This window comes from Parahaliea maris, assembly GCF_008064665.1.
In the GTDB taxonomy this organism is placed as follows: Bacteria; Pseudomonadota; Gammaproteobacteria; order Pseudomonadales; family Halieaceae; genus Parahaliea; species Parahaliea maris.
In genome coordinates this window covers 38699-59193 of record NZ_VRZA01000010.1, presented here as the reverse complement: position 1 = coordinate 59193, position 20495 = coordinate 38699, and the positions used below count along the sequence as shown (strand labels likewise).

Genomic DNA, 20495 nt, shown 5'->3' with positions numbered 1-20495 from the left:
TTAACCCGCCTGCTCGGTCAGGCCGATGGAGCGGGCGATGATCTCTTTCATCACCTCCGAGGCACCGCCAAAAATCCGGGTGATACGGGCGTCGGCGTAAGCGCGGCTGATGGGATACTCGTCCATATAGCCATAGCCGCCGAAGAACTGCAGGCATTCATCCACCACCCGGCCCTGCAACTCACTGGAGTACAACTTGATCTTGGCGGCGGATTCACCACTCAGGTGGCCAGCATTCAGTTGTGTCACGCAGTGATCCACGTAGACCTGGGCCATATCGATTTCCGTACGCAGTTCCGCCATCTTGAAGCGCGTGTTCTGCATGCTACCCAGGGTGCGGCCGAACAGCTTGCGCTCCTGGATGTACTCCATGGTCCAGTCGAAGGCCGCCTGGCAGGAGGCCACATTGGTGGCGGCAGCAATCAGTCGCTCTTCCGCCAGGCCAGCCATCAGGTAGTGAAAGCCCTTGGCGGGATCACCCAACACGTTGGCGGCGGGGACCACCACATTATCGAAGAATAGCTCGGAGGTATCCTGGCTGTGCATGCCCAGCTTCTTCAGGTGGCGGCCACGCTGGAAACCGGCCATGCCCCGCTCCACCAGGAACAGACCCACTTCCCGCGGCTTCTCCGGGTTGGTCTTGGCGGCGACCACGACCACGTCCGCCAGTTGTCCGTTGGAGATGAAGGTCTTGGCGCCATTGAGCACCCAGTCGTCGCCCCGGCGCACCGCGGTGGACTTCATGCCGGCGAGGTCCGACCCGGCCCCCGGCTCGGTCATGGCCACGGCAAGGATGCTCTCGCCGCTGATACAGCCCGGCAGAAAACGCTTTTTCTGCTCTTCGGTGCCGTTGGTGCCGATGTAGGGTGCGACCAGGGCGCTGTGCAGGGGCAGGTAGAAGCCGGTCTCCCCGATCCGCATCAACTCCTCGATTTCGATCTGGGTGTAGCGAAAGTCGGTCAGCCCGAGGCCGCCGTGGGCTTCGTCGGCCCAGGGCAGGAGGTAACCCTGTTCCCCGGCCTTCAGCCAGACTTCACGAGACACCATGCCCTGCTCACGCCAGGCCTCCTGGTGAGGGACTACCTCCCGCTCCAGAAAGAGGCGGAAGGACTCGCGGAACATCTCGTGTTCCTCGGTAAAGTTACGCTGTTCCATAGAATTCTCCCGAAATTCAGTGTGTTTGCCCTAGCTCCACTGCTGGGCTTCGAGAATGGCTTCCCGCCGTGACCTGGCACCGTACAGCATGATGCCGACCGCAACCGGCACAAGTACCACCGCGACCAGGGCGATGGACTTGCCCAGGGCGGCATCGCTCTGGAATACGTAATCCGTGGTCGCTGCAACCACGGTCGGGCCAAGGCCCAGGCCCAGCAGGTTGGCACCCAGGAAGTACAGGGCGACGGCCTGACCGCGCATCTGGTTGGGGGTCATCAGCTGGATGACACCACCGGCGATGCCCCCCTGGAATGACGAGAAGAAGATCGCCAGGGCCAGGCAGGCCACTGCCAGTGCCGGCTCGGTCACAAAACCCATGGCAACGGCGAAGGGCAGCAGGCAGAGGGCGGTAATCATGATGAGGCGACAGTAGGCATCGATCTTGCCGTTGGCGTACCAGCGATCGGCAATCATCCCGCCGGTCAGCAGGCCCACGGTTCCCCCGATCATCATCGCCATCCCGGTGATCCAGCCGGCGCTGGACGGCGAGAAGCCGAAGCCCCGCATCAGGTAGGTCGGGCCCCAGACGTTGAGGCTGAACACCACCATGATGTAGGCCGACATACCGAAAATATGGCAGAGAAAGGCGCGCTTGCGTGCGGCGACAAAGTCGACAACCTCGCCCACGGAAACGCCCTTGGCCCCGGTGGCCATGCCGCCGGTTCGCTCGGGCTCGCGCACGGTGCCGAGCACCAGCAACGCCACCAGCACACCGGGCAGGCCCACGGCCAGGAAGGTCGCCTGCCAGCCCTCGACCTTGCCAATCAGGGGCACGATCACTTCGCCAAGGCTTTCCACGTAGGCCACGACCTCGGCGCCGATCATGTAGGCCAGGCCCGAGCCGATGGTCACGCCGACGGTGTACAGGCTGAGGGCGCGGGCCAGCACACTGCGGGGAAAGTAGTCGGTAATCATCGAGTAGGCCGCCGGCGACAGGCTGGCCTCACCCACCCCGACACCGACCCGGGCCAGGAACAGGCCCCAGAAACTCTGGGCCATGCCACACAGGGCCGTCATCACGCTCCATACGGCGATACCAATGGAAATCAGCCAGCGCCGGCTGTGGCGGTCGGCAATGCGGGCCAGGGGCAGCCCCATCACGGCATAGAAGACCGCGAAGGCCATCCCCGCCAGCAGGCTGTACTGGGTGTCGCTGATGCCAAAACTGGCGCGCACCGGTTCTACCAACAGCCCCATGATCATGCGATCAATGAAGGAGAAGGTCTGGGCGAGCATCAGCACCAGCACCACGTACCAGGGATAGAAACCGGCGCGATCGGTGCTTACTGCGGCTGGGGTCTGGACGGCTTCCAAGGACGTTCTCCCGTTGTTATTACATTATTCGCTTTGCTCCCGCCCACCCGGGCGGGAGCGGACGGTTTAGAAGTTATAGGTGAAATCCACACCGTAGGTGGTTCCCGGCTGGGCGACCTGCAGTGCCACCAGCGAACCGACGGCAAAGCTGTTGTTGATATCCACTTCATCGGTCAGGTTCTTGCCCCACAGGGCCAGGCGGTAGCGACCGGCATAGTCCTCGAAGGCCACCGAGGCATCCGCGCGGCTCTGGGTGTCGCGATAAAAGATATCCTCGTCTTTCAGCGTAGTCGTCAGCATCTCGGAGGTGTAATTCCAGCGCCCGTTCAGGGTAAAGGTGCCGAAGGACACCGGCAGACGGTATTCAACGGTCAGGCTGGCGGTGGTCTCCGGGGCGTTGGGCAGGTCGAAATGCGACTGGTCCGTCGGGTTGGAGACGCCGTCAGCGGTGAGGTCGAGATAGAAGTCCTTGTACTCGGACTCCATCAGCCCGACCGCCGCCATCACCCGCAGGTTGTCGGTGGCCCAGGCCTCCAGTTCGGCTTCCAGGCCGTAGATATCGGCGCCACCCACGTTGCCCTGCACTGACGTAAAGCGGTTGATGGACTCCAGGTAGATCTGGGTCGCTACCTGCAGGTCGGTGTAGTCGTTGTAGAAGGCTGCCATATTCAGGCGCAGGCGCTTGTTGAACCAGTCGCTCTTGAGGCCCAGTTCGTAGGAATCCACGGTCTCGTCGTCGGTGGGAATGCTGACCAGCTCCGGCAGGTTGGGCCGCCCGGTGTAGCCGCCGCTGCGGAAACCCTGGGTCCAGCTGGCGTAGTACATCAGCTCGTCGCTGTACTGGAAGTTCCAGCCCAGTTTGCCGCTGAAGTTGTTCCAGGTGTCACTGGCTTCGGCATAGGCGACCGAGGTCGATTCGAACTGGTAGTCCTTTTTCACCTGGCTGTAACGGCCACCCAGGGTCAGTGTCTGGCGATCCGTCAGCAGGTAGTCCGCCTGGGCAAACACCGCCGCGGTCGTCGACTCCTGCTGCTGGTCGATGACGTCGTGCACGAAGAAGGGGTAGATATCGTCCACTTCGTCCTTCTGGAATTCCTGCCAGAAGTAGTACACCCCCGCCACGTAGTTGAGGTCGCCGTCGAGCTCGCTGGCGAAACGGATTTCCTGGGACAGCTGCTCGTGGGAAGTATCCCGGTAGGTGGTGAACAGTTGCGCCGCGCTGCCGTCGAAGTCCGACAGGGTGTCGTTATCGGTGGCGCGCCAGCCGGTCACCGAAGTCACGGTGCCGCTGTCCAGGTGCAGGTTCGCCTCAAGTGCCGCGCCGGTGGTATCGAGCTTCGAGAACAGGTCGACATCGGTCGGCACCTTGTGCGGGTCGCTGCTGACCTGGTCGGGGGACACAAAGTATCCGCCCGGAGCAAAGGTCATGCCCGGCAGGCTCACATTGGCCATCGGGCCTCCGCCGTTGTCTTCGGATACGTGGTCGACGATGAGCACGGCATCCAGCAGCCCGTCACCCTCGTACTGCAGGGTACCGCGGAAGGTTTTCACATCTTCCTTTGCCAGGTCGTCCGCGCCGCTAACGGGGTTCTCCCACACGCCGTCGTAGCGGCGGGTACCCACGGACACTTTGGCGCTCCAGCTGTCGCCGAAGGTGGGTGTATCCAGGTAGGCCTGGGCGCTCTGCAGACCGTAGCTGCCCGCGGCCACCTTGACGGCGCCGCCCAGTTCGCCACTGGGGCGCTTGCTGGTGACGTTGATCAGGCCGCCGATGTTGTTGCCGCCGTAAAGGGTGCCCTGGGGACCGCGCAGCACTTCCACCTGCTGTACGTCGAACAGGTCCAGCAGTGCGCCTACATTACGGGCAATGTTAACCCCGTCCATGACAACACCCACCGTCGGCTCTGCGGTGGATTCCACATCCAGGGTAGTGATGCCGCGAATCGCGAACGCCGAGGAATTGGGGAAGGCCCCCGCCGGCTGCAATATGACGTTGGGCGACATGGCATTGAGGTCGTTGAGGTTCAGCACCGCATTGTTGTCCAGCGCCTCGGAGCTGAAAGCGGTGACCGCGACAGGCACTTCCTGCAGGCTCTGCTCCCGCTTCTGGGCAACCACCACCACTTCTTCCAGGGCGGGCATGGACTGCGCCAGGCCAAGAGTGGGGACAGCAGCCAGAGCTGCGGCGATGGCGGTCAAACGGGTGGCGTTGCGGTTGGCTGAAAGAGCGGCGTACTTCATTGTCTACCTGCGAATTGGGTTTGCGGGACAGTCCTGGCCAGGAGGCGACTTCAGGGACCGTTAGTTTTTTCTAGTGTGCGAGAAAATATTTTAATGAAGATTAAATGTCAAGCAAATTCGATAGGTAGACACCCCCGCCCGACACTGGCAGGGTCAGGTTGTCAGGGCCGGGCAATGCCGCCCGCACACAGAGCACCCAAAACATATTAATATTGTCAAAAATAGTTTAATGTATATTAAAAACAGGCTACACTTTGCCGCCTTGATAACCGCAGGAAGCCGGGCCGGCACCCGCGCAGGGCAGCCGCCAGAGGCGATAACAAACACCGAAACAGGATCGCGCTATGACTGACACCACGCTGGACTGGGTAGAGATACGCTCACGGGTCAAGGAATTCCTTGAACAGAAGATCTACCCCGCAGAGCCCGTACTGCAGGGCACCGACCGCACCGCCGCCAATCTCGCCATGGCCGACCTGATCGAACAGGCCAAGGCCGCCGGCCTGTGGGCCCTGGGTCACCCGAAAGAAATCGGCGGCCAAGGCATGCCCTTCATGGAGTATGTGTATATCAACGAGGTCGTGGGCCGTTCCGAGTTCGCCCAGAAGGTGTTCGGCACCCTCACCCACCAGGACTCCATCATGCTCAACCTCTACGCCTCCGAGAAATGGAAGGCGGAGTACCTGGCCCCGCTGGTGAATGGCGACATCTACCCCAGCTTTGCCATGACCGAACCCGATATCGCCTCTTCCGACCCCACCCAGTTGCAGACCCGGGCAGTGCTGGAAGATGGCCACTGGGTCATCAACGGCCGCAAATGGTTTACCACCGGTGCCGACGAGGCGGCCTATACCACTATCATGTGCCGCACCGAGGAAAACGCCGCCCCCCACAAGGCCTTCTCCATGATCGTGGTACCCACCAATATCCGCGGTTACAACATCCTGCGCGACACGCCGATCCTGGGCCTGAACAGCGGCCACTTCGAGGTGGAATACGACAATATCCGCGTGCCCGAGGATCATCTGCTGGGCAACCGCGGTGAGGGCTTCCTGATCGCCCAGAAGCGCCTCGGCCCTGGCCGTATCTTCCACTGCATGCGCTGGCTGGGCCAGGCCCAGCGTGCCTTCGACCTGATGTGCGAGCGCCTGCACGAGCGCACTGCATTCGGAGAGTCACTGGCGGACAAACAGCTGATGCAGAAGCACGTGTTCGACAGCCTGGCGGAAATGTCCGCCTGTCGCCAGCTGACCCTGCAGGCCGCCCGCGCCATCGACAGCGGCGACCCGGCCCGGGTGGAAATCGGCATCATCAAGGTCGTGGGTGCGCAAATGCTGCACAACGTCATCGACCGCGCCATCCAGGTGTTTGGCGCCAAAGGCCTCACCGACGACACGCCCCTGTCGCGCATGTACCGCCACGCCCGGGAAGGCCGCATCTACGACGGCCCCGATGAAGTCCACGTGCAATCCGTGGCCCGCCAGGTGCTCAAGCGCTACAAGGAAGGCGGCCCGGGTTGGGACTTCGGCGTACGCGACAGCGAACTGGTATAACGCGGCGATATCATGGACAAGCAACTCGTTCAGGAACGGCTCACCAAAGCCCTTACCCGCACCGTCTCCGGGGATTACCGGGTCGACGGCCTGCGTCTGCTGACGGGAGGTTCCGCCGCCCAGACCTGGCGCTTCACCCTGCACCGCGGCGGCGCTGCCGAGGACTATATCCTGCGCCTGGCCCACGGTGGCGACCAGTTCGAAATGGGCATCGACAAGCGCATGGAAGCCCTCGTGCAATCCCACGCCGTGGCCCACGGCGTGCTGGCCCCGGAGATCATCCTGGTTATCGAACCGGAGGATGAGCTCGGCGAGGGCTTCGTCATGAAACTGGTGGAAGGCGAAACCATCCCCCAGAAGATCCTGCGCCAGGACCGCTACGCCCAGGCCCGTGCCGGCATGGCCGCCCAGAGCGGCAAGCTGCTCGCGGACATTCACCGGGTTCCGGTGGAGGCCCTCGACTTCCTGCCGGACCTGAGCGTAGAACCCCAGCTGGCTGCGCTGGAGCGCTTTTACGCCAGCTTTGGCGAACAGGTTCCGCTGTTCGACTTCACCTTCCGCTGGTTGCAACGCAGGGCGCCACAGGGCGCTCGCAAGACGCTGGTTCACGCCGATTACCGCAACGGCAACCTGATGGTGGACGAGACCGGCATTGTTTCCATACTGGACTGGGAGCTGGCTCACCTCGGCGACCCCATGGAGGACCTGGGCTGGCTGTGCGTGAACTCCTGGCGCTTTGGCAATCGGGAGCTGCCGGTGGGCGGCTTCGGCACCCGCGAGGACCTCTACCGGGGCTATCGCGAGGCCGGCGGCGAGTTGAACGAGGAATCCGTGTACTTCTGGGAAGTCCTCGGGGTGCTCAAGTGGGGCCTGATCTGCCTCTACCAGACCGGGGTGCACCTGAAGGGCATCGACCGCTCCGTCAACCGCGCGGCCATTGGCCGCCGGGTGTCCGAAACCGAAATTGACCTGCTGTCGCTGCTCAGCGACCCGCGTGCGCGCTGAGCCAACAGGGAGACCAGACCATGCCTATCAACCGACCGGACCGCAGTGAACTGATAGCGAGTGTGCGGGAAATGCTGGAAGAGCAGTTCCTGCCCAACCTCGACGACAAGAACCTGATCTACCAGAGCCGGGTGTCCATCAACATCCTGAAAATTGTCGAGCGCGAACTGGAGCGCGGCGACGCCATGATCGACGCCGAGCAGGAGCGCCTTGCCAGCCTGCTGGGGGAAGACGGCGATGTCGACAGCCTCAACGCCAGCCTGATCGAGCGTATTCGCGCAGGCCGCTACGACGACGCCCCCCAGGCGCTGATGGAGCATTTCCTCAGCACCACGCTCGACAAGATCGCCATCGACAATCCGCGTTATGCGACGTACTGCGAGTACCTGGAAAACGGGCGCTTCAGCAACTACTGAGCGCCCCGACCCGACACAGGGAACCCCACAATGAACCACCCTCAATCCGGCGGCTATGACAAGACCGCGCGCATCCTGCACTGGTTGTCGGCCCTGTGCTTCATCATCGCGCTGGTGATCGGCCTGTACTTCGGCACCCTCGACTACCGCAACAACAAGGCCGACTACCTCAAGTTTGGCGAGGTGATTTACTGGCACAAGACCTTCGGCACGCTGGTATTCGCCCTGGTTTTCTACCGCCTCTATCACCGCTTCCGCTCTCCACCGCCAGTGCTGCCCGCAACGATGCCGGTGTGGATGCGGGCCTCTTCCCACCTGAGCCACTGGAGCCTCTACGGGCTGATACTGGTGCTCGGGGCGTCGGGCCTGATCGGCTCCGACATCGGCAACTATCCGGTGAAACTGTTCGAGCTGTGGTACCTGCCCCAGTTTCCCGGCGAAAACCGGCCACTGGCGGACAGCATCCTGAAAGTCCACATCTGGCTGGGCAATGTCGCCGCAGTCCTGGTGGCGGTCCATATCGGCGCCAGTCTCTACCACCACTGGGTGGTCAAGGACGATGTCCTGAGACGCATGTGGAGCGGCCGCGGACAATGACCAGACACTGTTCCATACTTCATCCACTGTCGGGGCGCGCAGCCATCGCCCTGGCACCACCGCAGTCCCCATAAGAGGAAATACCCATGCCACGTGTCAATCTCGAAGGAAGTTCGTCCATCGTCACCGGCGGTGCATCAGGCATCGGCGAGGCCACTGCACGCCAGCTGGCCGCAGCCGGCTCCAGGGTCGTTATCGCCGACCTCAATGAAGAGCGCGGCAAGCAAGTGGCCGAGGAAATCGGCGGCGTGTTCGTCAAATGCGATGTCACCAGCACCGAGGATGCCGATGCGGCGGTCGCCGCGGCTGTCGCTCTCGGCCCCCTGCGGGCCTGCGTCAATTCAGCGGGACTTGCCGCTCCGGCCCGCACCGTTGACCGTGACGGCGCGCCCATGGATCTCGATAAATTCACCTTTGTGGTGAAGGTCAACCTGATCGGCACCTTCAACGTGTTGAGCCGGGCCGCGGCGGCCATGTCCAAAACCGAGCCCATGGATGCTGACGGCAGCCGCGGCGCCATCGTCAACATGGCCTCGGCCGCCGCCTTCGACGGACAGATCGGCCAGGCCTCCTATTCCGCGTCCAAGGGCGGCATTGTGGGTATGACCCTGCCCATCGCCCGTGACCTCAGCTCTATCGGCGTGCGCCTGAACACGATTGCGCCCGGCCTCATCGACACCCCCATCTACGGCGAAGGCGAAGCGGCAGAAGCCTGGAAGGCGAAACTGGGTGAATCGGTACTGTTTCCCAAGCGCCTGGGGCGCGGGGAAGAACTGGCATTCACCGTCATGGAGTGCATCACCAACCCCTACATGAACGCCGAGGTTATCCGCATGGACGGTGGTATCCGTATGCCGCCCAAGTAACGGTCACCCTGTTCCGCAGCGATCTTTGCTCCAGATAACCACTACCCAACGATTTCAGGACATATGCTATGAATGAGGCTTACATCATCGATGCCTGTCGCACCCCTCGCGGTATCGGCAAGAAAGGCAAGGGCGCCCTCGCGGGCCAGCACCCCCATCATCTTGGCGCAGTCGTGCTCGCCGCCCTGCAACAGCGCAACGATTTCGATACTGCCGAAGTCGGCGACATTGTTTTCGGAACCAGTGCCCAGCGCGGCCGCCAGAGCGCCGACCTCGCCAGAATGGCCTCCCTGGAAGCGGGTTACGATATCCGCTCCTCGGCGGTAACCCTGGACCGTTTTTGCGGCTCCGGTATCACCTCGGTCAGCCTGGCCGCCATGAACATCATGTCCGGCACAGAAGCCCTGGCGATCGGTGGCGGCGCGGAAATGATGTCCACCTACGTCGAGGAAGACCAGCCAGCCAGCCCCTTCCTGGATAACGGCAACGAGGCGCTGCGGACCATCCACCCGCAACCCCACCAGGGCATCTGCGCCGACGTGATCGCCACCCTGGAAGGCTTCAGCCGGGAACAACTGGACGCGGCCGCCTACGACTCCCAGCAGAAAGCCGCTGCGGCCATTGCAGAAAACCGCTTTGCCAAAAGCCTGGTGCCCGTCTACGACGTGAACGGCGACCTGGTGCTGGACAGGGAAGAATTCCCGCGCCCGCAAACCACCCTTGAAGGCCTGGCAGAACTGAATGCGTCCTTCGGTAAAATGGCGGACATTCCCCTGGACGAGAAGGGTACCACCTACCGCCAGATGGTCTGGCAGAAGTATCCGGACCTGGAAATCCAGCACGTACACCATGCGGGCAACTCGTCCGGCGTGGTCGATGGCGCCGGCGCCATCCTGCTCGCCTCCGGCGACTATGCCAAAACCCACGGCATGAAGCCTCGCGCCAAAGTACGCGCCATGGCCAACATGGGCGACTGTCCGACGCTGATGCTCAATGCACCGGTCAATGCCGCCAAACGCGTACTGGAGCGCGCAGGACTCAGCGTCGCCGACATCGACCTGTTCGAAATCAACGAGGCCTTCGCCGTGGTCTCCGAGCGCTTCATCCGCGAACTCGATCTCGACCGCAGCAAGGTCAACGTCAATGGCGGCGCCATGGCGCTGGGCCACCCCATCGGCGCCACCGGCTGCCTGCTGATCGGCACCGTGCTCGACGAACTGGAACGCCAGGACAAGCAGTTCGGGCTGGTCACCATGTGCGCCGCCGGTGGCATGGCACCCGCCATCATTATCGAGCGAGTGTAAGTTGCAACACGCTCTCTATAACAATTAACCGGAGTTGGTCATGCGCCAGAAATTGATTTCCCAGCCAGCAAACTGCGACACCTACGACATCAAACCCATCTTCCTCGCCTACCAGGAAGAAGCGGCCTTCAAGGATACCTACGGCGGCGCCGTGGGCTGGGTCAGCCTCGGCGGGTTCCATTACCAGCCGCACAAAGCCTCGGATACGGTGCTGATCAGCATGCACCCGATTGGTGGTACCGGTCGCCTGCCGGTCATGCGCTACCTCGCAGAGCAGGGGCTCCACGTTATCGGTGCGGACAGCCGCTATCGCGGTGTCGACAACGCCCTGAATATGGAAAAAGTGGTCTCCGATCTCGGCGCCGTAGTGAACTATGCCCGGGAAACGCTGGGCTACAAGAAGGTGGTGTTGCTCGGGTGGAGCGGCGGCGGCTCGCTGACCGCCTACTACCAGGCTCAGGCAGAATCGCCCTCCGTGACCTGCTCACCCTGCGGTGGCGGTATCGACCTTACAAAGGTCGGGTTGACTCCGGCGGACGGCGTCATTTTCATGGCGGCGCATGTCTCGCGTCACGGCACCTTTACCGAGTGGGTGGATGCCTCCATTGTCGATGAACTGGATCCCTATAACCGGGACCCGGAACTCGACATCTACTCAGGAGAACACGTTGCGCCCTTCTCCGCGGCATTTGTCGAGAAATACCGCGCCGCGCAAATTGCGAGGAACCGCAAGATTACCGCCTGGGTCAAGGACAAACTGAACTGGTTGCAGTCCGCCGGCCGCGAGAACGAGGAGTTCGCGTTCACGGTGCACGGCACTATGGCCGACCCACGCTGGCTCGACCCGACGATCGACCCCAACGACCGCAAACCGAACTGGTGCTACCTGGGCGTCCCGAAAATCGTCAACATGAGCCCGGTGGGCCTCGCTCGCGCCTCCACCCTGCGCAGCTGGCTGTCACAGTGGAGCTACGACGATGCCAATGCTGACGGCCCCAAATGCGCTGCCAGCATCAGCAAACCCGTGCTGGTCATCAACAACACGGCCGACGATGCCTGCACGCCCAGCCACGCCCAGCGCCTGTACGACGGCGTAGCCCACGACGACAAGGAGCTGCATCACATCCAGGGGGCCACGCACTACTACCAGAGCCAGCCCGAACAGGGGCGCCAGGCAGCGGCGCTGCTACAGGACTGGTTGCAGCGCAAGGGGTTTGACGTCTGAGGTAATCCGCGGTGTGACAGTACACCGCGGCCGGCCGGGACAGGTTCCCGGCCAGCCTCAATACTATTACTTCTCCGGCGGGTCGATAATGCTCGATCTCGCCGTCACCACGTCATCCGGCGTCGCCAGCATTTTCAGGTACCTCTCCATCGGGTAGAGGTTATGGGGTTTTGACGGATCGTACTCCGGTTGAGCTACAGGCTCCGCGGGCGACTCGTACTCCGCAGGATTCTGGTAAGCGTGCAGTTCCTCCGCCGAAATACCTGCAAGTTTGACCACATCCGGATCGATCCAGGTACCGTCGAGATCCAGCGGATGCTGCGCCTGGTCACTGGTGGAAATCTCCAGCACCAGATTTTCCGGTCCCGCAAAATAGATCGAGGTACACAGGCCGTGGTGAATCGGCCCCATGACCGGAACACCTCGTGAACGGATACGGTCGCGCATGGCCAGCAGGTCTGCCTGGGTATCTACATTCAGGGCGAGATGCTGCAGGGTTCCCGGCGCCGACGGTCCCCCGCCATTGCCGGGGTGGGTGTGGCCAATTTCAATCTCCTGCCCCACGTTTTCCGGCAGGAAAACAAAAGCCACCGCGGCGTCACCCAGCCGCATGAATCCGTGCCAGGCGTTCTCCACGCCGTGCATCCAGTACAGGGCGATAAGCTCCATTCCCAGTACATCGCTGAAGTATTCGATCTGTTTTTTCATATCGCCGGTGGAAATGGCGATGTGGTGCAGGGCATTAGGTCTGATCATGAGGGTTCTCCGCAATCGCTGTTGTTATTCCCATGCAGCGGGGATCTACCCCACTCCATAGAATTCTTACATAAATAAAATTAGCATATTTAAAAATATTTTAATATGAATTAAAATCGATATCCACACAGTGATTTCCCCCGTACTACGCAGTGGCTGGACTGAGCACATCGAAACAGACAGCCCGATAACAAAGGACACAACGCTATGGGCCCATTAGAGGGATTCAGAATTATCGAACTGACCGGTATCGGCCCCGGCCCCTTCTGCGGCATGCTGCTGTCGGACCTCGGCGCCGAAATCATCAGCATCGAACGCCCCGGTGGCGGCAGTCGGGACGACGCGGTCTGTATGCGCAACCGCCGCTCGGTCTGTGTCGACCTCAAGCAACCGGAAGGCGTGGAACTGGTACTGGACCTGTGCGAGTCCGCCGACGCCATCTACGAGGGCTTCCGGCCCGGTGTCGCGGAACGCCTGGGACTCGGCCCGGAGGTCTGCCGGCAACGCAACCCGGGGCTGGTGTACGGCCGCATCACCGGCTGGGGGCAGACCGGCCCCCTGGCCCAGGCGGCAGGCCACGATATCAATTACATCTCACTGTCCGGCGCCCTGCACGCCATTGGCCGGGCCGGCGAGCGCCCTCTGCCGCCGCTCAACCTGGCGGGCGATTACGGCGGTGGCGGCCTGTTCCTGGCCCTGGGCATCCTCAGCGCGCTGCTGGAAAAGAGCCGCTCCGGACAGGGGCAGGTAGTAGATGCATCAATGGTGGAAGGTTCTGCCGCGCTGATGGCGGTGTTCTACGGCCTGCATGCCCAGGGACTGCACAGTACGGAGCGCGGCACCAACCTGCTGGACACCGGGGCGCCCTTCTACGAGGTTTACGAAACCCTCACCGAGTCCGGCCAGGCGCCACAGTACGTGTCTGTTGGGCCACTGGAGCCGCAGTTCTATGCAATGCTGGTCAAGGCTGTCGGCGGCGAGCAGACGGACTTTTATCCACAGCACGCCACCGACGCATGGCCCCGGCGCAAGGAGCAACTGGCCGCCATCTTCGGGCAGAAGAGCCGCGACGAATGGTGTGAACTGCTGGAGGGAACAGACGCCTGTTTTGCCCCGATCCTGTCATTGACCGAGGCACCGGGCCATCCCCACAACCAGGCCCGTGGCAGTTTTGTCACCGTGGATGGGGTGACCCAGCCGGCGCCGGCGCCAAAGTTCAGTCGCAGCCAGCCAGCGACGCCCAGCGCCGCCGTGCCCCAGGGCCACGATACCGAAGCGGTGCTGGCGGAAATGGGATACACCGCAGAAAAACTGGCTGCGCTGCGCAGCAGCGGCGCTGTTCCGGTTTAACGGCGCCTACCTGCGCCCGCCAGCGCTTGTCACAGCCACGATGCCCGGTAATCCCGGCAAAAGTCGCCGAAACTGCGGGGCGCTCGCCCCAGCACCCGGGCCAGGGTGTCCGGGCTGCCCTCACCTCCGCCTACCGCGAGAAAGCGGTCGAGGCTGGTGAACACCTCCACTTCCCAATCGGGTAGCCCGGCCTTCTGGTAGCCCGCCCTGGCCCGCTCCTCACTGATCGGGACATAGTCGATATCCCGACCTGTCGCGGCACTGATCTGCGCCGCCACCTGCGCGTTGTTCAGCAGCTCCGGGCCGTTCAGGTCCAGCACCTTGCCGGCATAGGGTTCGGGGTTGTGGAGAATATTGGCGGCAGCGCGGCCGATGTCCCGGGTATCGATGAAGGCAATCCGCCCCTCGCCCTGGGCGAGAGCCAGGCGCCCCCGGGAGACCATCGGTTGATAGATCCCGCTGAAGTTCTGCATAAAACTGTTACACCGCAGTATGCAGTAGTCGATACCGCTTGCGATCAGCTGCGCGTCCACCTCGCTCTGTAAGCGCCCCATCGCCGATGCGGAATCCGGCCCTGCGGCAAGGCCCGACAGGCGCACCACAAAACGCACTCCACTGTCCTTCGCACAATCGATGAAATTGCGCCCGTGATCCCGCATCGAACCGCCGAAAGGCACCATCAGGAAGGCTCGATCGACTCCAGCCAGTGCCTGGCGGAGCCCGTCGCGATCACCGAAATTGGCAACCCGCGCGACCGCGGACAGGTCGCCACCCGACCGGGACACGCCGGCGAGTGCCTGATTGCCAGCACCAACGAAACCGTTATCCGCCAGTGCCGCGAGCACGGCCGCCCCGACCTTGCCGCGAGCCCCCGTCACCAACGCGGAGGTGTGTCCGGCCATTACCTCATCCTCCGAGTACAAAGCGCAGCAGCAGGGGCAAGGTCAGGAAGGACAGCAGGGTGGATAACACCACCATCCCCGCCGTGTCCTCGGGTGACTGGCGATAGCGGATTGCCAGCAGGTAGTTGAATACCGCCACCGGCATCGCCGCCTGTAATAGCACGATCCCCCGCTCGGTCCCCTCGAGCCCGTAAAGACTGACCACGGCGAGCCCGAGCAGGAATCCACCCCCGAGACGCAGGCCCGAGACCAGCAGCGCTCGCGGCAGATTACCGATCGACAACCGGGCCAGGGAGACCCCGAGGGTCATCAGCATCAGGGGAATGGTCACCCCCCCCATCAAGCCCAGGGTACTGGCGGCCCAGGTCGGTAGCTTGAAGCCCAGCACGAGACTGATCACGGCAAAGGCGGCGGCGTAGAGAATTGGCTGACGCAGCAACTCCTTCAACCGCGTCCCGACGCCGCCACCGGACTGGTCGACAATCAGGATGCCCAGGCTGAACTGGCTGACGGTCATGGCCATGAAAATACCAAGGCCCAGGGCCAGACCGGTATCGCCAAAAGCAAACATGCACAGAGACAGCCCCATATTGCCATTGTTGGGAAACAGCAGCGGCGGCAGGTAGACGCGCGGGTCGAGCTTCAACAGACGAATGAGCAGCAGCCCGAGCACCAGCATTGCCCCAAGCACGGTCAGTGCCGCCACCACGACTCGCCCGAGATCGCCGGCTTCTACCGTAGCCCGGTCCAGCGCCGAGACGAACAGGCAGGGTGCCGCCACATTCATGATCAGGCGGGTAATGAATTCGGAGGGATAATCCGATCCGCTGCGGGCCCAGCCATAACCGACTGCGGCAAGCCCGAACACCGGCGCAACGATGGTGAAAATTTCCAGTAACACAGCCCTGTCTCGCTTCAGGCCACGCGAAACGCGAGCTCGCCACCACGCACCGCCGCCAGGGTATTACGCGCGGCGAGGGAGATGCTGCGCGAGAAAGTTTCCCGGGTCAGCCAGGCGAGATGTGGCGCGACGACGACATTGTCGAGGGCCAGCAGGGGGTGATCGGCGGCAACGGGCTCCTCGGCAAAAACATCAAGCCCCGCGCCCGCGAGATGCCCCGCCTGCAGCGCACTCAACAGGGCACCCTCGTCGACCAGACCGCCCCGGGCTGTGTTGACCAGAATGGCACCCGGTTTCATCAGGCCGATCCTGCGGCTATCGAGCAAATGCCCGGTGTCCGGTGTCAGGGGCAGGTGCAGCGAGACCACGTCAGCGCGGGCCAGTAACTCCTCCAGTTCCACGCAGGGCCAGGGAACGTCACGTGGCGATCGCGCGCTGTAGATAACCTGTGCGCCAAGAGCCTGCAGTACTGGCGCCAGGCGCCGTGGCACTTCACCGAAGCCCACCAGACCCACCACGCTGCCAGCCAGTTCGCCGAAGCCCTCAAGCTGCTGCGATGGAAGCGACCAGGCGCCACTGCGACAGGCGCGATCCATGCGCACTTGCTGGCGCAGTGCAGACAGCATCAGCAGCAGGGTCATCTCGGCCACCGCCTGGCTGTTGGTTCCGGGCATGTTACAGACAGCAACGTCCCGGGCACGGGCGGCATCGAGATCGATGGTATTCACGCCGACACCTATTTTCTGCACCAGCGCGAGTTGAGGCGCCGCGGCGATCATGTCGGAAGTGACCGGCTGTAACACATGCCAAATGGCCTGAATACTCTCCAGCAGCTCAGGGCCGGGAGGTGCAGCGCTCTCCGGATGACTGATGACCTCGATGCCCTGCTCCCGCAGCGCGTCGAGCTCCCGCCGCAACTGCGGACCGGTATCGTATTGAAACAGAACCCGGATCATTTCAACCCTCCAGCACAGCGCGGGTGAAGTTGTGGATGTATTCCATATGGGCCTCGGTGGCTCGAGCGGCTTCCTCTTCGTCGCCCTCCGCGATACTGCGGGCAATGGCCGCATGCAACCCGGCCACGTGCGGCAGGTCGGCCTCGCGGCGGAAATAATAGTGCCAGAAGCGTCGCGACAGACCGTGTAACTGGCGCAGCATGGCGCTGGCGAACTCGTTACCGGCAGCCGCTGGCAGCAGCTCATCCAGTTCGCGGTCGAAGCGCAGGAAGTCGCGATAGTCGCGCGTTGATCCGGCGGCAGCCAGGCCCTCCGCAATTGCGGCGAAAGACGCCCGCTGGGCCGGGCTGGCGCGCCGCGCCGCGAGGGACGCGCTCTGCACTTCCAGTACCCGGCGCACTTCCAGCACCCGCAACTGTTTGACCACGTCGATCCCCGCCACCCGAATACCTCGCCGCGGCATGATCTCAACCAGGTGCTCTGCCGACAGGCGTTGCAGGGCTTCGCGCACCGGTGTACGCCCCAGGCCGAGTTCCAGGGACAACTCCGCTTCCGAGAGCAGCGCCCCGGGAGCCAGCTCCATGGTGACAATTTTTTCTTCCAGCAGGCGATAGGCTGTCTCGGTCTTGGACAGCTTTATCTCGCCCGCCGAGGACTTATCGGGCAAAGGGAGCCCTCCCTGCATAACGCGCCTTATTGCCCAGCGCCTCTTCGATGCGCAGGGCTTCATTCCACTTGGCCATGCGCTCGGAGCGGGCGAAGGAACCGACCTTCAATTGCTGGATCCCCCACCCCAGGGCCAGGTGCACGATCGTAACATCCTCGGTTTCTCCAGAGCGCGCGGATACCACGGTGTTCCAGCCGAACTCTTTCGCCATCTGGTGGGCAGCCAGCGCCTCGCTCAGGGTGCCCACCTGGTTCGGCTTGCACAGCAGGGTATTACAGGCGCGCTGGCGCTGACAGGCGAGAATGTTATCGGTGTGAGTGACGCAGAGGTCATCGCCGACAATCTGCACCCGGTCGCCAAAGGCCTCGGTGAGTGCCGCATGATTGGCCAGATCGCTCTCGTGGAACGGGTCCTCGATCATGCAGATCGGGAACTCGCTCAACCAGCGGGCGAGTTGCTCGTACCACTGCCCCACATCGAGGGTGCGGCGGTCCTTGCCCAGGCAGTAACGCCCCTCACGATAGAACTGGGTGGCGGCGATATCGAGTGACAGCCCCACCTCTTTCTCAGTGGAAAAGCCGGCGTCTTCCACCGCCGTGGCCAGGGCGGCAATCGCCTCTTCATTGCTGTCGAAGGCCGGCCAGTAACCGCCCTCGTCCGCCACGCCACAACGCCGCCCACGTCGATCCATCAGGCTGCCCGCGGCGCGATAGACTTCTGCCGTCCACTCCATCGCCTCGCGGAAGCTGCCGGCGCCGAAAGGCACCACCATGAAGTCCTGCAGGTCGATACAACCCTCGGCGTGAGCCCCGCCCCCGAAGATCTGCACTTCCGGAACCGGCAACGTGCAGGGTTCCTCGCCGGCAAGCGTGCGTTCACCCAGATAGCGCCACAGGGGCTGACCGGACCCGGCCGCCGCCGCGTGGGCCACTGCCATGGACGTGGCAATCATCGCGTTGCCACCGAGGACCTGCCGATTTCCCGTGCCATCCAGGGTCACCAGGCACTGGTCCACGCCCTCCTGATCTCCGGCATCGCGGCCGATCAGGGCAGCGCGGATCTGTGTGTTCACTGCAGCAACGGCGGCGTCGACACCGTAGCCGCCCAGGCGAGAGCCGCCATCGCGACGATCGAGCGCTTCGCCAGAGCCCGTGGACGCGCCCGACGGCGCAATCGCGCGACCACTGCCGCCTCCTTCGAGATGTACTTCGACCTCTACCGTCGGGCGCCCACGGCTGTCCCAGACGGATCGACCCAATACCTGTCGGATCGTCATATCACTCATGTTATTGCTCCTGTCATGATTAGAGGCTGGAGGTGTCGCCGGGCTGCCCGCCCGCGCGATCCACCCGTCGCTGGTGATCAACGATCACCGCACGCCAGTTGTTCGAGAGTTGGTCGAGACTCGCCGGAGGGCTCAGCAGGTTCTGTCTGGCAAACCCCCGCACAACCTCCCTGGCGGTCTCTTCGAGATATTCCACCGGCGACTTGCCGTCCACCCGGGCCAGCAACAGCCCGGGCAGCAATTCTGCCACCCGCCGCTCCAGCGGACCGGGTGCCTCCCAGTCCACCGCGGCCAGATAGCGCCCGGCAAGGCGCTCGAAGGCCTGCAACAGCAAACTACTGGCCTCGGGCACCCACAGGCACTTCAACAGCAGGTGATTCAGGCAGAACGCCAGGTCGAAGGCCGGATCACCCAGGCAAGCGCATTCCGCATCCAGCAGGACAATCGTTTCCTCTCCCACCAGAATGTTCTTGGGGCTCACATCCCCGTGCACCAGTACTTGCCGGCTGGCGGCCACCTGTGTGGACAGCGCCAGCAAGCGGTCGCGAACCTCCGGATGCCCCTCGGCTGCGCCGTGGAGATACGGCTCCAGCCGTAGCTGGAAAAACAATTCACCATCGTCGAAGCGCGCTGCCAGCGTACTGTCATGCGCGGTGGCGCTATGGATACGGACCAGCAGGCCGGCCAGCCGCTCCACCGTTTCCAGGTCCACTACACCGCCACTCAGCTCCTGCTTCCAGTTACGAAATCGCCCGGGCGGAAAGTACTCCATGGCGAATATTCCGGCTGCTGAATCATGCCCCAGCACCCTGGGCACACAATCCGGCGCGATGCCAGCGGCGATCTCCAGCCAGGCCACCTCAAAGGCGTTGCGATGCGTGGGAACCCGCCAGTCGCGCTCAACCCGCAGGCGCTCCAGCGCGCGCTTGACGCAGAACTCCCTGTCACCCGCCCGCACGTACCAGATATCCGACGCCACACCCCCGGTCAGCGGCTCCGCGGAGCAGGTCTCGCCCGGCTGCAGTAACCCCATACCCAGTAACGAAGCCTGCAGGCTGTCCGGCAGTAATGTCATCGCTGTACTCCATTTCGCCTCAACACGCTGACCACATGCGGATGGGCGTTCGGCTCGAAAAAACGATGGACAAGGTAGCAGGCTCCGGGTGTAATATGCAACTGATATATCACAGATATCTGACATCGACTGGAGCTACCCGATGAACGAAACCCAATTACTGGTCCAGCGCCTTGGCCAACTCGAGTCCGCCGTAGTGGCCGACGTCATGGATGCGATGGGACTGGAGCACCAGGTGCTGGCGCCCGGAATGCTGGCGGTACGCCCCGGCAGCAAGATGGCCGGCCCCGCGATCTGTGCCGCCGGCAGTGAAAAGGCCGGCACCGATGCCCTGCCGACGTTTGGCCTGGATGCCTCGGTCTACCCGGGAGGCATTGTGGTCATCGACACCGGAGGTTGCGAACGCGGCGCTGTGATCGGCGACAACATGGTCGCCAGCATGGTGGGGCGTGGCGCGCGCGGCTTTATCGTGGACGGCGGCATTCGCGACAGCGCGGACTTTCTCTCCCTCGAAGAACCGGTCTTCTGCCGCTACCACTCTCCGCTGAACGCGCACAAATACTGGCACTTCACCGCCTTCGAGGAGCCCATTACCCTGCGTGGCATTCGCGCTGACGTGACCGTACACCCGGGGGACCTGCTGCTCGCCGACAGCGACGGCATCGCAGTGCTCCCACGGCAACACGCCGAGCAGATCATCGCCGACGGGGAGGTTCACATGCAGACGGAAAACGGGATCAAGCAAGCGCTACTGGCGGGGGGAGACCGGGAGGCCGTTACCCGTGCCGCAGGGCGCCTGCAACACATAAAACCACTGCCACGCTGACCCGCCGCAAGAAGGAGGAATACAGGGCCCCGCTCATGCCG

General features: G+C 63.0%; 19 protein-coding genes. 9 read left to right on the top strand and 10 right to left on the bottom strand.

Annotated elements, in window-relative coordinates:
• From FV139_RS19750 to FV139_RS19740, 3 genes are all read right to left on the bottom strand, one after another.
• Complete coding sequence (locus FV139_RS19750) at positions 1–1155, bottom strand: acyl-CoA dehydrogenase family protein (protein ID WP_148070220.1); 1155 nt, start codon at positions 1153–1155, stop codon at positions 1–3.
• A gap of 30 nt (positions 1156–1185) precedes the next feature.
• Positions 1186–2529 carry a spinster family MFS transporter gene (locus tag FV139_RS19745; protein ID WP_148070219.1) on the bottom strand — a complete coding sequence of 448 codons (1344 nt, stop codon included), beginning with the start codon at positions 2527–2529 and terminating at the stop codon, positions 1186–1188.
• Between the two features lie 66 nt (positions 2530–2595).
• Complete coding sequence (locus FV139_RS19740; protein WP_148070218.1) at positions 2596–4770, bottom strand: TonB-dependent receptor; 2175 nt, start codon at positions 4768–4770, stop codon at positions 2596–2598.
• Positions 4771–5114: 344 nt separating this feature from the next.
• Between FV139_RS19740 and FV139_RS19735 the strand changes: the two genes are divergently transcribed.
• The 7 genes from FV139_RS19735 to FV139_RS19705 all read left to right on the top strand — a co-directional run bounded on the left by FV139_RS19735 (position 5115) and on the right by FV139_RS19705 (position 11736).
• Positions 5115–6323, top strand: a complete 1209-nt coding sequence (locus FV139_RS19735; protein WP_148070217.1) for an acyl-CoA dehydrogenase family protein — start codon at positions 5115–5117, stop codon at positions 6321–6323.
• A gap of 12 nt (positions 6324–6335) precedes the next feature.
• A complete protein-coding gene (locus FV139_RS19730; RefSeq protein ID WP_148070216.1) occupies positions 6336–7328 on the top strand; it encodes a phosphotransferase family protein in 993 nt (330 codons plus the stop codon).
• 20 nt (positions 7329–7348) lie between these two features.
• Positions 7349–7744 carry a DUF6285 domain-containing protein gene (locus FV139_RS19725; RefSeq protein ID WP_148070215.1) on the top strand — a complete coding sequence of 132 codons (396 nt, stop codon included), beginning with the start codon at positions 7349–7351 and terminating at the stop codon, positions 7742–7744.
• A gap of 30 nt (positions 7745–7774) precedes the next feature.
• On the top strand, positions 7775–8341 hold the full coding sequence (locus tag FV139_RS19720; RefSeq protein ID WP_148070214.1) for a cytochrome b: 567 nt from the start codon (positions 7775–7777) through the stop codon (positions 8339–8341).
• A gap of 86 nt (positions 8342–8427) precedes the next feature.
• Complete coding sequence (locus FV139_RS19715) at positions 8428–9207, top strand: SDR family NAD(P)-dependent oxidoreductase (protein WP_148070213.1); 780 nt, start codon at positions 8428–8430, stop codon at positions 9205–9207.
• A gap of 68 nt (positions 9208–9275) precedes the next feature.
• Positions 9276–10511 carry an acetyl-CoA C-acetyltransferase gene (locus tag FV139_RS19710; protein ID WP_148070212.1) on the top strand — a complete coding sequence of 412 codons (1236 nt, stop codon included), beginning with the start codon at positions 9276–9278 and terminating at the stop codon, positions 10509–10511.
• Between the two features lie 40 nt (positions 10512–10551).
• The gene (locus FV139_RS19705; RefSeq protein WP_148070211.1) at positions 10552–11736 is read left to right on the top strand and encodes an alpha/beta fold hydrolase; all 1185 of its coding nucleotides are present in this window, start codon (positions 10552–10554) and stop codon (positions 11734–11736) included.
• A gap of 66 nt (positions 11737–11802) precedes the next feature.
• On the opposite strand, the gene FV139_RS19700 is transcribed toward FV139_RS19705, so the two are convergent.
• A complete protein-coding gene (locus FV139_RS19700) occupies positions 11803–12492 on the bottom strand; it encodes a VOC family protein (RefSeq protein ID WP_148070210.1) in 690 nt (229 codons plus the stop codon).
• A 207-nt stretch (positions 12493–12699) separates the two neighbouring features.
• On the opposite strand from FV139_RS19700, the gene FV139_RS19695 reads away from it, so the two are divergent.
• A complete protein-coding gene (locus tag FV139_RS19695; protein ID WP_148070209.1) occupies positions 12700–13842 on the top strand; it encodes a CaiB/BaiF CoA transferase family protein in 1143 nt (380 codons plus the stop codon).
• A gap of 29 nt (positions 13843–13871) precedes the next feature.
• Here the strand turns inward: FV139_RS19695 and FV139_RS19690 are convergent, their stop codons facing one another.
• Genes FV139_RS19690 through FV139_RS19665 form a run of 6 tightly spaced genes read right to left on the bottom strand, consistent with a single transcriptional unit; the run spans position 13872 to position 19628 of the window.
• On the bottom strand, positions 13872–14744 hold the full coding sequence (locus FV139_RS19690; RefSeq protein WP_148070208.1) for an NmrA family NAD(P)-binding protein: 873 nt from the start codon (positions 14742–14744) through the stop codon (positions 13872–13874).
• Between the two features lie 4 nt (positions 14745–14748).
• Positions 14749–15645 (bottom strand): AEC family transporter, encoded by an 897-nt coding sequence (locus FV139_RS19685; RefSeq protein WP_148070207.1) that lies wholly within the window; start codon positions 15643–15645, stop codon positions 14749–14751.
• 14 nt (positions 15646–15659) lie between these two features.
• Positions 15660–16601 carry a 2-hydroxyacid dehydrogenase gene (locus FV139_RS19680; protein WP_148070206.1) on the bottom strand — a complete coding sequence of 314 codons (942 nt, stop codon included), beginning with the start codon at positions 16599–16601 and terminating at the stop codon, positions 15660–15662.
• A 1-nt stretch (position 16602) separates the two neighbouring features.
• Positions 16603–17268, bottom strand: coding sequence for a GntR family transcriptional regulator (locus FV139_RS19675; protein ID WP_187276661.1), 666 nt, complete (start codon positions 17266–17268; stop codon positions 16603–16605).
• A complete protein-coding gene (gene eno / locus FV139_RS19670; protein ID WP_148070204.1) occupies positions 17258–18553 on the bottom strand; it encodes a phosphopyruvate hydratase in 1296 nt (431 codons plus the stop codon). Before eno ends, FV139_RS19675 begins: the two co-directional genes overlap by 11 nt.
• A gap of 19 nt (positions 18554–18572) precedes the next feature.
• The gene (locus FV139_RS19665) at positions 18573–19628 is read right to left on the bottom strand and encodes a phosphotransferase family protein (protein WP_148070203.1); all 1056 of its coding nucleotides are present in this window, start codon (positions 19626–19628) and stop codon (positions 18573–18575) included.
• A 142-nt stretch (positions 19629–19770) separates the two neighbouring features.
• Here FV139_RS19665 and FV139_RS19660 point away from each other — a divergent pair, with 142 nt between their 5' ends.
• Complete coding sequence (locus FV139_RS19660) at positions 19771–20454, top strand: RraA family protein (RefSeq protein WP_148070202.1); 684 nt, start codon at positions 19771–19773, stop codon at positions 20452–20454.
• Positions 20455–20495: the final 41 nt, after the last annotated feature.